Origin of the sequence: Paracoccus caeni, from assembly GCF_016629665.1 — a bacterium.
GTDB lineage: Bacteria > Pseudomonadota > Alphaproteobacteria > Rhodobacterales > Rhodobacteraceae > Paracoccus > Paracoccus caeni.
Genome location: NZ_JAEPRQ010000001.1, coordinates 293,379 through 306,314, shown reverse-complemented (window position 1 = coordinate 306,314; position 12,936 = coordinate 293,379). Strand labels below are relative to the sequence as shown.

Sequence of the window (12,936 nt, the reverse complement as noted above, 5' to 3'; positions counted from 1 at the left end):
TGCTCTAACCTCGTTTCCGGTGTCGTCAGGCGACTTTCTGCGCGGCTTCCAGCCGCGCGATGGCCATACGCTCATCGCTGGTGGTGATCCCGGCATTCAGCAGGCGCACCAGTTGCGTGACAAAATCCCGGTCGCTGACCTGAAGCGCCGCGATCTGGGCGTCGCCCAGCTTGTTCACATAGGCCACGGCCACATCGTCGCTGTCGCTCCAATGCGCCTTTTCCAGCCGGTCGAAGATCGACCGCAGCCGCCGGGTATTGGTGCCAAGGGTGACGCAGAAATCGGCAAGGCCGTCTTCGTCCATGTTCACGGTCATGCCCCAACCGCCGGTGCGGAAGCGGTTCACCACAAATTCCCCGTCCTGATCGACATAGTTCAAGAATCCATGCGCGACCTTGAAGCCGACCTTGGAACTGGTCCAATCCATCGTCAGATCAAGGAAGCTGACCGGATCGAAGGTATAGGCGTTGTTCACCCGCCGCAGACCGGCAGGCCAGCCGCGCGCCGGGGAACCGAAGCTGTTCACCTCTAGCCCCTGCACCGCGCCGGTGCCGCGCACCATCGTCACGCCGGTCAGCGCGTTCGAGGTGACCAGATTGCCCTGACTGTGGCAGCAGATCGGCGTGCCCAGCATCCCGTCCGAGGCGACCAACAAGGCAAACAGCGATTGCGCCGCCGCGTTCGAGGCCAGCAATTCATGCACATAGGCAGCATGGGTCAGGCCGGGGCGTTTCTGCTTTTCGATCTGATAAAGCTGTTCATAGACGCGGATCCACTGATCGTTCGTATGCAGGTTCGATGTCTGCATCGAGGTCATCTGCGCCTTGTCCGAAATGCACTGGAACAGGTCGCGCCAGAAACCGTCTTTCTGGTTGTAAACACCGATCACCGGGCTGCCCAGCATCAGCGACAGCGCATTGGCGCTTTTCATGTGATCCTCGGGGGTGTTCAGCATCCCGTTGACGAAGATCACCGGCTTGCCCGGATTGAACCAGGATTTGTTGCGCACCTCGGGCGAAATGTATTTCGTGACCGCGCCGTCTCCTGCGGGCAGGGCGTCAATCGCTATACGGGGAAGCTGCATTTCAATACCTCCGAATAAAATCTGGCGGCATTAAGCAGTTACCGAATTGAAATGCCAAGCCAGATTCTGCCGGGCGACGTCGCGTCCCGGCTGAATCCGGCCTATGGCGGGGCGTCAGCCCTGTGGTTCCAGCTTGTCCTGCGTGCGGTTCTGGAAGTCCGAGGCGTCGTGGCGTTCGTGCAATTGCTGCGCCGGATCGCCCGAGGTCTTGTTGACCATGATCCCGCGCTGCACCGCCGGGCGGGCCGCGATTTCGTCATACCAGCGGCGGACATTGGTATAGCTTGCGCCATCAAGGAAGGTCGCGGCATCGCCGTAAACCTTGCCCGCGACCAGTTGCCCATACCACGGCCAGATCGCCATATCGGCGATGGAATAGTCATCGCCCGCCATGAAGCGGTGATCGGCAAGGTGGCGGTCCAGCACGTCAAGCTGACGCTTCGCCTCCATCGCATAGCGGTTGATCGCGTATTCGATCTTCACCGGCGCATAAGCGTAGAAATGGCCAAAGCCGCCGCCAAGGAAAGGTGCCGATCCCATCTGCCAGAACAGCCAGTTCAATGCCTCGGTCCGTGCGGCGGGGTCTTTCGGCAGGAAGGCTCCGAATTTCTCGGCCAGATAGACAAGGATCGAGCCGGATTCGAACACCCGCTGCGGCGGCGTGACCGAATGATCGAACAAAGCCGGGATTTTCGAGTTCGGGTTCGCCTCGACAAAGCCGCTGCCGAACTGATCGCCATCGCCGATCTTGATCAGCCAGGCATCGTATTCGGCGTCAAAACCGGCCTCCAGCAGCTCTTCAAGCAGGATCGTGACCTTTTGCCCGTTGGGCGTCGCCAGCGAATAAAGTTGCAAGGGGTGCTTGCCCACAGGCAGGGCCTTGTCATGGGTCGCCCCTGCGATCGGCCGGTTGGTGCTGGCAAATGCGCCGCCGTTTTCCTTGTCCCAGACCCAGACCTTTGGCGGAATATATTCGTCGCTCATGACATCTCCTGTCGGTGTTCTTTGCAAAACATGTGTCTGGCAGTCGCGAACATCAACCCGCCGAATCTCTGGTAAATGTTCTTGTTATGTTCTAATCTTGCCTCATGCTGCCACCCCGCGATCCAGATGAACGGCTGAAAGCCAGAGGCTCGGACACCCGCCCGGAGGGTCGGTTCGAGCTGTATCAGCGTCAGCGGGAACATGACGGCTGGGACATTCCTGAAGAGGAACGGTTACTGCAAACCGAAGTCGTGACCGAACAGCCGCGCAGCATCATCACCCGCAATTCCTCGCCCGATGTGCCCTTCGACCGCTCGATCAATCCATATCGAGGGTGCGAGCATGGCTGCATCTACTGCTACGCCCGGCCCAGCCACGCCTATCTTGGCCTGTCTCCGGGACTGGATTTCGAGACGAAGATCACCGCCAAGCCCGATGCCGCAAAGCTGTTGGAACGGGAAATCGGTCGCCCTTCCTACAAGGTCGCACCGATTGCGCTTGGCACCAATACCGACCCCTATCAGCCGATTGAATCGAAGCTGGCGATCATGCCGGGCATCCTGAGGGTGCTGCGGGACTGGAACCATCCGGTGACGCTGGTGACGCGGGGGCGAACGGTTTTGCGGGATGTGGATCTGTGGGCGGAACTGGCGGCGAAGGACATGACCTTTATCGGCATCAGCCTGACGACGCTGGATGCGGGCCTTGCAAGAGCGATGGAGCCGCGCGCGCCGACGCCCGAAACCCGCCTCAAGATGATCCGAGAACTGTCGCGCGCCGGGGTGCCGGTCCGGGTCATGGTCGCGCCCGTGATCCCGGTCCTGACCGAGCCTGAGATCGAGACGATCCTTGCCGCTGCGCGAGAGGCCGGGGCGAAGATGGCCAGCATGATCCCGCTGCGGCTGCCCTATGAGGTCGCGCCGCTGTTTCGCGACTGGCTGGAGCGGCACCGCCCCGGCATGGCCGCGCATATCATGAACCGGGTTCAGGCGATGCGCGGCGGCAAGGATAACGACCCGCGCTTCGGTCATCGCTTCCGGGGCGAGGGGATCGAGATCAAGTTGACGCAGCAGCGGTTCCGGCTGGCGCGGAAACGGCTGGGCTATAGTGAGGGCAGTATCGCGCTGGACAGCAGCCGGTTCGGGCGACCGCCCAAGGCGGGGGATCAGTTGTCGTTGTTTTGAAAAGCGCCTCGGCCTCACCCGGCAGAAGATAGGATGCCCGCCCGGAATCAAGGCGCAGAATGCGCCGCCGGGCAGTGCCTGTCCGCCCCACCGGACGGGCACTTCGTCACCGTTCCGCGCTACGGTAATGTTCGGCGGGATGGCACCATAAACTGCCCAACATCATCGTTGCAGTGCCCATCCGACGGACAGGCGCTGCCCTCTGTCCTGTTATGCAGCCATGTGACATGAATATGTCCAACCGTCGCCGCCTCTGCATCCGACCGCGGCCCCCCGAATCGCCTTGCATCCGCAGCATTCGCCGCTATAAGACCCCATCCTTCCGCCGAGCTTTTGCAATCGGCGCGACCTCTCGTGGCGGGAGCGGAGGGATTTCCCGCCTATGAAGTGCGCCTGAACATGAAAGGATCGCCATGCCCTTGTATGAGCATGTGCTGATCGCCCGTCAGGACCTGTCGAATACGCAGGCCGAAGGGCTGATCGAACACTTCTCGACCGTTCTCGCCGATAATGGCGGCAAGGTCGTTGAAAACGAATATTGGGGTGTCCGCACCCTCGCCTACAAGATCAACAAGAACCGCAAGGGCCATTACGCCTTCCTGCGTTCGGACGCGCCCTCGGCCGCCGTGCAGGAAATGGAGCGTCTGGCACGCCTGCATGACGACGTGATGCGCGTGATGACCATCCGCGTGGACGAGCATCAGGAAGGTCCGTCCGTGCAGATGCAGAAGCGCGAAGAGCGTGGTGAGCGCGGCGACCGTGGTGATCGCGGCGACCGTCCGCGTGGCGATCGCGGTGACCGTGGCGATCGCGGCGAACGCCGCGAGCGGAACTGAGAGGATCTGAGACATGGCGAACAAACCGTTCTTCCGCCGCCGCAAGGTCTGCCCGTTCTCGGGTGAGAATGCCCCGGCGATCGACTACAAAGACACCCGCCTGCTGCAGCGCTATATCAGCGAGCGCGGCAAGATCGTGCCGTCGCGCATCACCGCGGTTTCGGCCAAGAAGCAGCGTGAGCTGGCCCGTGCCATCAAACGCGCCCGCTTCCTGGCGCTGCTGCCCTATGTCGTGAAGTAAGGAGACCTGAATATGCAAGTCATCCTGCTGGAACGCGTGTCGAAACTTGGCCAGATGGGCGAAGTCGTCAACGTGAAAGAGGGCTATGCCCGCAACTTCCTCTTGCCGCAGGGCAAGGCGCTGCGCGCCTCGGACGCCAACATCAAGTCGTTCGAAGACCGCAAAGTGCAACTGGAAGCCCGCAACGCCGAAACCAAAGCCGACGCCCAGAAGGTCGCCGACAAGCTGGACGGCGAAACCTTCGTCATCATCCGCTCGGCTTCTGATGCCGGTGCGCTGTATGGCTCGGTCACCCCGCGTGACGCCGCTGATGTGGCGACCGAGGGCGGCTTCAGTGTCGATCGCAAGCAGATCGTCCTGTCGAAGCCGATCAAGGATCTGGGCCTGCACGAAGTCAGCGTTGTGCTGCACCCGGAAGTGACTGCGACCATCGTGCTGAACGTCGCCCGTTCGACCGAAGAGGCCGAACTGCAGGCGCAGGGCAAGTCGATCCAGGATCTGGCTGCCGAAGCCGATGCCGAAGCCGAATTCGAGATCGCCGAACTGTTCGACGATATCGGTGGCGCTTCGAACGACGAAGACGGCGACGACCGCAACTGATCTTTCGCGCAATGTCGTGGAAAATTCATGCCGCGCCGGGAAACCGGCGCGGCATTTTCGCGTTTTCGTTCAAACAGTTTTGAGCGGACAAAATTTGACATGGACCTGATTGTCGGTGACCGTCCTCTGACGGACCTCACACGGTATCTTAGAGGATTGGAAATGCCGGACCCGCTGAGCCAGCTTATGGCAGACCGAGATTGGCTTCTGGCCGACGGGGCGACCGGCACCAACCTGTTAAACATGGGTCTGTCGTCCGATGAGGCGCCAGAATTGTGGAACGCCGATCACCCGGAAAAGGTGCGCGCGCTTTATCAATCATCGGTCGATGCCGGTGTCGATCTGTTCCTGACCAATACATTCGGCGGCAATGCCAGCCGCCTGAAGCTGCGCGGTGCCGCCGGGCGCGTTGGCGAATTGAACCGCATCTCGGCGGAACTTGCCCGCGATGTGGCGGACAAGGCCGGGCGCAAGGTCGTCGTCGCCGGAAATATCGGCCCGACCGGCGAAATCATGGCGCCGATGGGCAGCCTGACCAATGATGCCGCCGTCGAGATGTTTCACGAACAGGCCGAGGCGCTGAAAGCAGGCGGCGCGGATATTCTGTGGGTCGAGACGATCAGCTCGGAAGAGGAATTCCGGGCAGCGGCAGAGGCTGCGGATCTGTCCAGCATGCCGTGGTGCGGAATGATGAGCTTTGACACAGCCGGGCGCACGCTGATGGGCCTGACGCCGGGCCATCTTGCGGCTTTGGTCGAGCGGTTGCCGAATCCGCCCATCGCCTATGGCGCAAATTGCGGCGTTGGTGCGGCGGATCTGTTGCGGGCGATCAACGGACTGGTGGCTTCGGGCAATGAGCGTCCGCTGATCGCCAAAGGCAATGCCGGGATTCCGCGGATGGAACATGGCCACCTGCATTATGACGGCACACCCGAACTGATGGCGCGATATGCGGTGCTGGCGCGCGATCTTGGCGTCAAGATCATCGGCGGCTGTTGCGGCACCACCTCGGCACACCTGCAGGCGATGCGCGCGGCGCTGGAATCCGAGCCGGTGGGCGACCGCCCGACGCTGGAAGGGATCACCGCCGCTCTGGGCACGCTGGACAGTCAGGCCGACTAAGCTGGCCTTTGTCCCTAGAAGTGATTGGCCGGGATCTTAAGGTAGCTGCGCCCATCCGCTTCGGGATCGGGCAAACGCCCGGCACGTAGATTGATCTGCAACGCGTATAACATCCGGTCCGGCAGCGGCAGGGTCGCGTCCCGCGTCTCGCGCAGATGCACATATTCTTCGCGTCCGACATTGCCGCCGATATGGGCATTCTGCGCGCGCTGCTGGGCGACAGTCGATTCCCATTCCGGCACATCGCGGCTGCTTGTGCCATAATCATGACCGACGAAAAGCCGCGTTTCCGGCGGCAGCGACAGGATCGACTGCAAGCTGTCATAAAGCTGATCCGCCGAGCCGCCCGGAAAATCGGCGCGCGAGGTGCCGACATCGGGCTGCATGAAGGTATCATGCACAAAGGCCGCATCGCCGATCACATAGCTGACCGAACCAAGCGTATGACCGGGATGCAGCGTCACCCGCAGGTCAAGTTCGCCCAGCCGCAGCGTTTCGCCATCGGCAAGAAGACGGTCGAACGCCGTATCCGGGTCGAAGGGCGCGTGATAGATCGCGCTCCACAGCTTTGCGATCTCTCGCACCTTCTCGCCAATCGCATTCGGCACGCCGGTCTGCTGTTTCAGCCAGTCTGACGCCATCAGGTGATCGGCATGTGGATGGGTGTCGAGGATCCAGACCAGCGTCAGACCCCGCCGCGCGATCTCTTCCAGCGCCCAGGCCGCAGCATCGAACCGGGTCGAGGCGCTGGCGGGATCGAATTCCTGCACCACATCGATCAGCGCCGCCTGTTTCGTCGCGGGATCCCAGACCAGATATTGCGCGCTGCCGGTCGGCTTGTCGTAAAAGCCAAGCACATGGGGCGATCCGGTGCCGCGTGAAGGGCTTTCTCTTGTCAGCATATTCATCCGTGGCTTCTTATATCGCTGCGGCGGGCAGATTTGGCGATGCGCCCGCGAATGTCCAGTCCGGGCCGGGAAGACACAGCCCGACGGATTGTCGCAGCAGCCGAAAGACGCCGGGTTGACGCAACGGCGCAACGGCGTTTATCAAGGCCGTCCATTCCTGAAACACTGAGGGAAGAGTTCATGTTGGAGCTTGTATCGAGCCGCTAATCGTTCCGTTTCGACGGGACGGTCAGATTGTATCCTGCAGCCGGGCATTAGCCGCTGCGAGCGATGCGCTTGGCTTTTCCACAGGTTCCCAGATGAACATCTCGAAAGACGAACAGCGCGTGTTGCACGTGCTGGCACAGGGCGGTCACATCCGCCATTCGCGCGGCCCGAACGGTCGCATTATCGACGCCGAATGCATTGCCCATGACGGAAGCATCCTTCTGGGCTGCTCGCTTGACGTGATCCGCAAGCTGCGCAGCAAACGGCTGATCGAATCCCGCGGGTCCGGCCCCTACCGGATCTCGTTAGCCGGTCGGCGGGCGGTCCGCGCTCAGTCCGACAACCGCGTCAGATGAGGTGAAAGATGCATATACGTTTGGAAGATACTGCCGATATCGACGCAATCCGCCAGATCACCGAGGCGGCGTTCGAGGGTGCCCCTTACAGCGCCGGCACCGAGGGCCGGATCATCGACGCCCTGCGCGCCGCCGATGCGTTGACGGTCTCGCTGGTCGCCGAGGATGGGGGCGAGGTGATCGGCCATGTCGCCTTCTCGCCCGTCACCATCGAGGGCGCGGGCTGCGGCTGGTATGGGCTTGGCCCTGTTGCGGTCCGGCCCGACCGGCACCGGGGCGGTATCGGCCAGTTGCTGATCCGGCAAGGCCTGTCGCGGCTGGCGATTCTGGGCGCGAAGGGCTGCGTGGTTCTGGGCGATCCGGGCTATTATGGCCGCTTCGGCTTCAGCCATGATCCCGGCCTTCGCTATGAAGGTGCGCCGCCCGAATATTTCACCCGTCTGGTGATCGCAGGCCCTGCCCCGACCGGCGCGGTTGCTTTCCATGATGGCTTCAACGTCGCCTGAACCCACCGGGGGGACTTTGCGTCCCCCCGACCCCCTGCAGGATATTTGCCGACCAATGCAGTTGCATGGCTTGTTCGCGCTCGCTTGCGCAGGTAATCCGCGCTGATGTTGCCTGAAGACCGCCTGATCCAGATCATCCAGCGTTTCGAGTTTCTCGAAGCGCAATTGAACGCCGGTGCCGCCGCCGATCAGATCGCGCGGATCAGCCGGGAATATGCCGAACTGAAGCCGGTGGTCGAACAGATCGTCCGGTGGCGCGCCGCCCGTGACGGGCTGGCCGAGGCGCAGGCGATGCTGGCCGATCCCGAAATGCGCGAGTTGGCCGAGGATGAACTAAGCCGGTTGCACAAGGACCTTCCCGCGCTGGAGCAGGATCTGCGCGTGGCTTTGTTGCCGAAAGATGCCGCCGATGCGCGCCCTGCCATTCTGGAAATTCGTCCCGGCACTGGCGGGGACGAGGCAGCGCTGTTCGCAGGCGATCTTTTGTCGATGTATCGCCGCTACGCCGAATCGCAGGGATGGAGCTTCCAGCTTCTGGACCTGACCGAGTCCGAGCTTGGCGGCGTCAAGGAAGCGACCGCCCGGATCGAGGGCGAGGGCGTCTTTGCCCGGTTGAAATACGAATCCGGCGTGCATCGCGTTCAGCGGGTTCCAGAAACCGAATCCGGCGGGCGCATTCATACCAGCGCCGCGACCGTCGCCGTGCTGCCCGAGGCGGAGGATGTCGATATCGACATTCCAGCGGGCGATATCCGCATTGATACCATGCGCGCCAGTGGCGCCGGTGGCCAGCACGTCAACACCACCGATTCCGCCGTTCGCATCACCCATTTGCCGACCGGCATCGTCGTGACCAGCAGCGAAAAGTCGCAGCACCAGAACCGCGCCAATGCGATGGCCGTCCTGCGCGCCCGTCTTTACGATATGGAGCGGCAGCGCGCCGATGCCGAACGGGCCGCCGACCGCAAATCGCAGGTCGGCAGCGGCGACCGTAGCGAACGAATCCGCACCTACAACTTTCCCCAAGGCAGGATGACCGATCACCGGATCAACCTGACGCTCTATGCGCTGGACCGGGTGATGCAGGGCGATCTGACCGAGATTCTGGACGCGCTGATCTCGCACGATCAGGCCGCCCGGCTGGCCGCCGAGGCATGAAGCTGAACGAGGCCCGGACCGAGGCCACCGCCCGCCTTCTTGCAGCGGGGATCGATGGTGCGGCCCGTGACGCCGACCGTATCCTTGCCGCCGTGATCGGGGTCGAGCCGGGACGGCTGCGGGTCATGGATCACGATCTGACCCCCGATCAGCAGGATCGGCTTTGGACAGGGATCGCCGCCCGCGCGCAGCATCAGCCGGTCGCGCAGATTGTCGGTTTCCGCGATTTCTACGCCCACCGCTTCATCGTCACCCGCGACACGCTGGACCCGCGCCCCGATACCGAAACACTGGTCGAAGCCGCGCTGGCTCTGCCTTGGAACAGCGTCCTTGATCTGGGCACCGGCACCGGCGCGATCCTGCTGTCGCTGCTGGCGGCGCGGCCGGGAAGTCAGGGTCTTGGCACCGACATTTCCCCGGCGGCGCTTGACGTGGCGCGGCGGAATGCCCACTTGATGAAAGTGACGGCAGGATTTCGTCATGCCGACTGGTATGACGCTATCCCCGAACGGTTCGACCTGATCGTCTCCAATCCTCCCTATATCGCTTTGGATGAGATGGCAGGTCTGGCCCCCGATGTCCGCCTGTGGGAACCGGAAACGGCCCTGACCGATGGCGGCGACGGCCTTGCTGCCTATCGTGTCATAGCTGCGGGTGCGACGGATCGTCTCAACCCCGGCGGGCATGTGCTGGTCGAGATCGGCCCAAGCCAGGGACAGGACGTGGCCGGATTCTTCGCCCAGGCGGGCGCGGAAACCCGGATCATTCCCGATTTGGATGGCCGTGACAGGGTCGTTTTGGCGGGATTTCGGGGGTAAAACGACGTAAACTGGCCGGATTCTGACGATACGGCAAATTTTCCCTTGTCAGACCCGCCTGGGCATGTTTATTCGGCAGCGTGCAGGGGGCGGCAACGCCATCGCACGGGTCAGCCTGAAAAGCCGGAACCACGATCGGTGCGACAAGCACATTTCGAGGTGCAAGGCCGGGCTGAATGGCAGGCGCGTATTTCGTGTTGCTGGTGCCATCCCGAAGCCGTCCAGACCAACCTGGAACCACTGACAGACAAACTGATGAGATCATCGAAATCACGTTCGCGTAACAAGTCGAACCGCCAGCGCTCGCTGGGGAATATCGTCAACCGTGTCTTTGACAGCTCCGGCCCCGAGGGGAAGGTGCGCGGGACGCCTCAGCAAATTATCGAGAAATATCTGACGCTCGCCCGCGATGCTCAGTTGTCCAACGATCGCGTGGCCGAGCAGAGCTTTCTGCAACATGCCGAGCATTACACCCGTATGCTGGGTGAAGCGCAGCGCGAGATGGCCGAACGGCAGGGCAGCAACCCGCGTCAGGACGACGACGGCAATGTGCAGCAACCGCGCGAGCATCAAGGCTCTGGCGGGAATGGCAACGGCCATCAGTCGAACGGCAACGGCAACGGCAATGGCCGCGAACATAACCGCGACTATCAGCAGAACCGCGATGGCCGTGACGGCTTCAACCGTGACCGTAACCGCCGTGACCATGTGGCCGAGCAACAGCCCCCCGCCCGTCAGGACGAGGCTGAGCAGGCCGCCCCGGTCGAGCAACCTGTGCAGGTGATGCCGGACGTATCTGTGCAAACGGATGACGCGCTTCCTGTCGCGATGGCCGCGAATGACGACGACACCAGCGGTCCCGTCGAGACGCCGGAAACCGCGCCCAAGCCGCGCAGCCGTGCGCCCCGTGCCCCGCGCCCCGTCGGCGAGGCCGCCGCAAGCGCACCGGCCAAACCGCGCAACCGTCGGAAAACCGCCTCAGCCGAACCCGCCCCGAGCGAGGGCAGCGCCGAATAGGCCTGTGCGCTGACGCGACAATCAATCTGGACCGGGCCCGCCATCTGTGGCGGGCCTGTTCATTTTCGGGCTTATCCCCGCGCCGCCTTCAGCGCCCGCGCGAGCGCGCAAAACCGCTCCAGATCGATCTCTTCCGCGCGGGCGGTGGGCGGAATGCCGACCTGTTCCAGCATCGCCTCGATATCCGGGTGCAGCCCGCGCAGCGAGGCGCGCAGCATCTTGCGCCGCTGATTGAACGCCGCCGCCGTCACCTGCGACAGAACCTGCGGATCGGCAGGATAGCGCGGCGCGGGCAAAGCGGTCAGGTGGACCACGGCGGAATGGATCTTCGGCGGCGGCACGAAGGCCTCGGGCGGCAGGATCATCACGATCTGCGCCTCGGCCCGCCATTGGGCCAGAAGGGCAAGGCGGCCATAAGCCTTGCTGCCGGGCCGGGCCACGATCCGCTCGGCCACCTCTTTCTGGAACATCAGCGTCAGCGATGACCAGAAGGGCGGCCATTCCGGCGGCGTCAGCCAGCGCACCAGCAGTTCGGTGCCGATATTATAGGGCAGGTTCGCGGCAATGCGGATCGGCGGAGTCAGGTGCTCAAGCGGATCGATTGCCAGCGCATCGCCATTGATGACCGTCAGTCGGCCCGGATAGGCCTCGGCGATCTCCTGCAGCGCGGGCAGCGCACGGCTGTCCTTCTCGATCGCCAGAACGTGCCGCGCGCCTTCGGCCAGAAGGCCACGGGTCAGCCCGCCGGGACCGGGGCCGATTTCCAGAATGTCGTGGTCGGCAAGGCTTCCCGCCTGACGCGCAATCTTGGCGGTCAGGTTCAGGTCCAGCAGGAAGTTCTGGCCCAGTTGCTTCTTGGCACGCAGATCGTGGCGAGAGATGACCTCACGCAGCGGCGGCAGGTTGTCGATGGCACTCATCGGGCTGCCGTCGCAGAGCTGTTTGGAGAACGAAGACGCGACATGTCGCGCGCCATCCGCAGCGCGGCGATGGTCGAATCCGGGTCGGCGATCCCCTTGCCCGCGATGTCGAAGGCTGTGCCGTGATCGGGCGAGGTGCGGATGAAAGGCAGGCCCAGCGTCACATTCACGCCGCCTGCGAAATCCAGCGTCTTGATCGGGATCAGCGCCTGATCGTGATAGGCGCAGATCGCCGCGTCATAGCGGGCGCGGGCCGGGGCGTGAAACATCGTGTCTGCGGGAAGCGGGCCGGCAATGGTCAGCCCCTCACCCCGCAGGCGGTCAAGCAAGGGCGCGATGCGGTCGCGTTCCTCACGGCCCATGGTGCCGCCTTCGCCTGCATGCGGGTTCAGGCCCGCCACCGCGATACGCGGCGCGGCAATGCCAAAATCGCGAATCATCGCCGCATGGGTGATGCGGATGGTCTCTTCCAGCAGATCGTCGGTCAGCGCGGCGGGGACATCGGCCAGCGGGATATGGATCGTCGCCGGAACCACCCGGCAGGGCGGCGTCACCGTGGTCGAGGCCAGCATCATCACCACCGGCACATCCCCCGCCAACGCCGCCAGATATTCGGTATGGCCCGGATAGGCAAAGCCCGCGCCTTCCTTCAGCGCCTGTTTGTTGATCGGCAGCGTGGTGATGCCCAGAGCCTTACCGCGCATGACCAGATCGACTGCGCGGGCGATCACATCGATCACCCCTTGCGCATTGCCCGGGTCAGGTTGGCCCGGAACGGCCGGGGCGGCGAAGTCATGGCGCAGCACCGGTAGGTGGCCATCCGGCACCGGGTCCGAAGGCGTCGCGATCTCGGTGAATGCGGTGCCTGCGGGCAGGTGGCGCGGATCGCCCAGATAGGCAAAATCGACGCCCGAGGCCAGCGCCAGCGGCGCCAGTTCAGGCCCGACCCCCGCCGGTTCGCCGCAGGTCAGAAGGATGCGCCCGGTCATCGCCGG

15 protein-coding genes are annotated in these 12,936 nt (G+C 63.3%); 10 read left to right on the top strand and 5 right to left on the bottom strand.

Annotated features, from left to right (window positions below):
• Positions 1–25: 25 nt before the first annotated feature.
• Together JJJ17_RS01400 and yghU are read right to left on the bottom strand one after the other, a co-directional pair.
• On the bottom strand, positions 26–1,084 hold the full coding sequence (locus JJJ17_RS01400; RefSeq protein WP_200683249.1) for a hypothetical protein: 1,059 nt from the start codon (positions 1,082–1,084) through the stop codon (positions 26–28).
• Positions 1,085–1,198: 114 nt separating this feature from the next.
• Positions 1,199–2,068, bottom strand: a complete 870-nt coding sequence (gene yghU / locus JJJ17_RS01395) for a glutathione-dependent disulfide-bond oxidoreductase (protein ID WP_200683248.1) — start codon at positions 2,066–2,068, stop codon at positions 1,199–1,201.
• A gap of 104 nt (positions 2,069–2,172) precedes the next feature.
• Here yghU and JJJ17_RS01390 point away from each other — a divergent pair, with 104 nt between their 5' ends.
• From JJJ17_RS01390 to bmt, 5 genes are all read left to right on the top strand, one after another.
• The gene (locus JJJ17_RS01390; RefSeq protein ID WP_200683247.1) at positions 2,173–3,252 is read left to right on the top strand and encodes a PA0069 family radical SAM protein; all 1,080 of its coding nucleotides are present in this window, start codon (positions 2,173–2,175) and stop codon (positions 3,250–3,252) included.
• Between the two features lie 413 nt (positions 3,253–3,665).
• Positions 3,666–4,088 (top strand): 30S ribosomal protein S6, encoded by a 423-nt coding sequence (gene rpsF / locus JJJ17_RS01385; RefSeq protein ID WP_200683246.1) that lies wholly within the window; start codon positions 3,666–3,668, stop codon positions 4,086–4,088.
• 13 nt (positions 4,089–4,101) lie between these two features.
• On the top strand, positions 4,102–4,329 hold the full coding sequence (gene rpsR / locus JJJ17_RS01380) for a 30S ribosomal protein S18 (RefSeq protein WP_103173059.1): 228 nt from the start codon (positions 4,102–4,104) through the stop codon (positions 4,327–4,329).
• Positions 4,330–4,341: 12 nt separating this feature from the next.
• Complete coding sequence (gene rplI, locus JJJ17_RS01375) at positions 4,342–4,929, top strand: 50S ribosomal protein L9 (protein WP_200683245.1); 588 nt, start codon at positions 4,342–4,344, stop codon at positions 4,927–4,929.
• A 162-nt stretch (positions 4,930–5,091) separates the two neighbouring features.
• Positions 5,092–6,051: a betaine--homocysteine S-methyltransferase gene (gene bmt / locus JJJ17_RS01370; protein WP_200683244.1), complete on the top strand. Its 960-nt coding sequence runs from the start codon at positions 5,092–5,094 to the stop codon at positions 6,049–6,051.
• 14 nt (positions 6,052–6,065) lie between these two features.
• On the opposite strand, the gene JJJ17_RS01365 is transcribed toward bmt, so the two are convergent.
• Positions 6,066–6,959 carry an MBL fold metallo-hydrolase gene (locus JJJ17_RS01365; RefSeq protein WP_200683242.1) on the bottom strand — a complete coding sequence of 298 codons (894 nt, stop codon included), beginning with the start codon at positions 6,957–6,959 and terminating at the stop codon, positions 6,066–6,068.
• Between the two features lie 299 nt (positions 6,960–7,258).
• On the opposite strand from JJJ17_RS01365, the gene JJJ17_RS01360 reads away from it, so the two are divergent.
• The 5 genes from JJJ17_RS01360 (at position 7,259) to JJJ17_RS01340 (ending at position 11,021) form a co-directional block, all read left to right on the top strand.
• Positions 7,259–7,522 carry a YjhX family toxin gene (locus JJJ17_RS01360; RefSeq protein WP_200683240.1) on the top strand — a complete coding sequence of 88 codons (264 nt, stop codon included), beginning with the start codon at positions 7,259–7,261 and terminating at the stop codon, positions 7,520–7,522.
• Between the two features lie 8 nt (positions 7,523–7,530).
• A complete protein-coding gene (locus JJJ17_RS01355; RefSeq protein WP_200683238.1) occupies positions 7,531–8,028 on the top strand; it encodes a GNAT family N-acetyltransferase in 498 nt (165 codons plus the stop codon).
• A gap of 105 nt (positions 8,029–8,133) precedes the next feature.
• Positions 8,134–9,186, top strand: a complete 1,053-nt coding sequence (gene prfA, locus JJJ17_RS01350) for a peptide chain release factor 1 (RefSeq protein ID WP_200683237.1) — start codon at positions 8,134–8,136, stop codon at positions 9,184–9,186.
• On the top strand, positions 9,183–10,004 hold the full coding sequence (prmC, locus tag JJJ17_RS01345) for a peptide chain release factor N(5)-glutamine methyltransferase (RefSeq protein WP_200683236.1): 822 nt from the start codon (positions 9,183–9,185) through the stop codon (positions 10,002–10,004). Before prfA ends, prmC begins: the two co-directional genes overlap by 4 nt.
• 255 nt (positions 10,005–10,259) lie before the next feature.
• Positions 10,260–11,021 (top strand): DUF4167 domain-containing protein, encoded by a 762-nt coding sequence (locus JJJ17_RS01340; RefSeq protein ID WP_200683235.1) that lies wholly within the window; start codon positions 10,260–10,262, stop codon positions 11,019–11,021.
• A 71-nt stretch (positions 11,022–11,092) separates the two neighbouring features.
• On the opposite strand, the gene rsmA is transcribed toward JJJ17_RS01340, so the two are convergent.
• A complete protein-coding gene (rsmA, locus tag JJJ17_RS01335) occupies positions 11,093–11,941 on the bottom strand; it encodes a 16S rRNA (adenine(1518)-N(6)/adenine(1519)-N(6))-dimethyltransferase RsmA (protein ID WP_200683234.1) in 849 nt (282 codons plus the stop codon).
• A complete protein-coding gene (gene pdxA / locus JJJ17_RS01330) occupies positions 11,938–12,930 on the bottom strand; it encodes a 4-hydroxythreonine-4-phosphate dehydrogenase PdxA (RefSeq protein ID WP_200683233.1) in 993 nt (330 codons plus the stop codon). Before pdxA ends, rsmA begins: the two co-directional genes overlap by 4 nt.
• Positions 12,931–12,936: the final 6 nt, after the last annotated feature.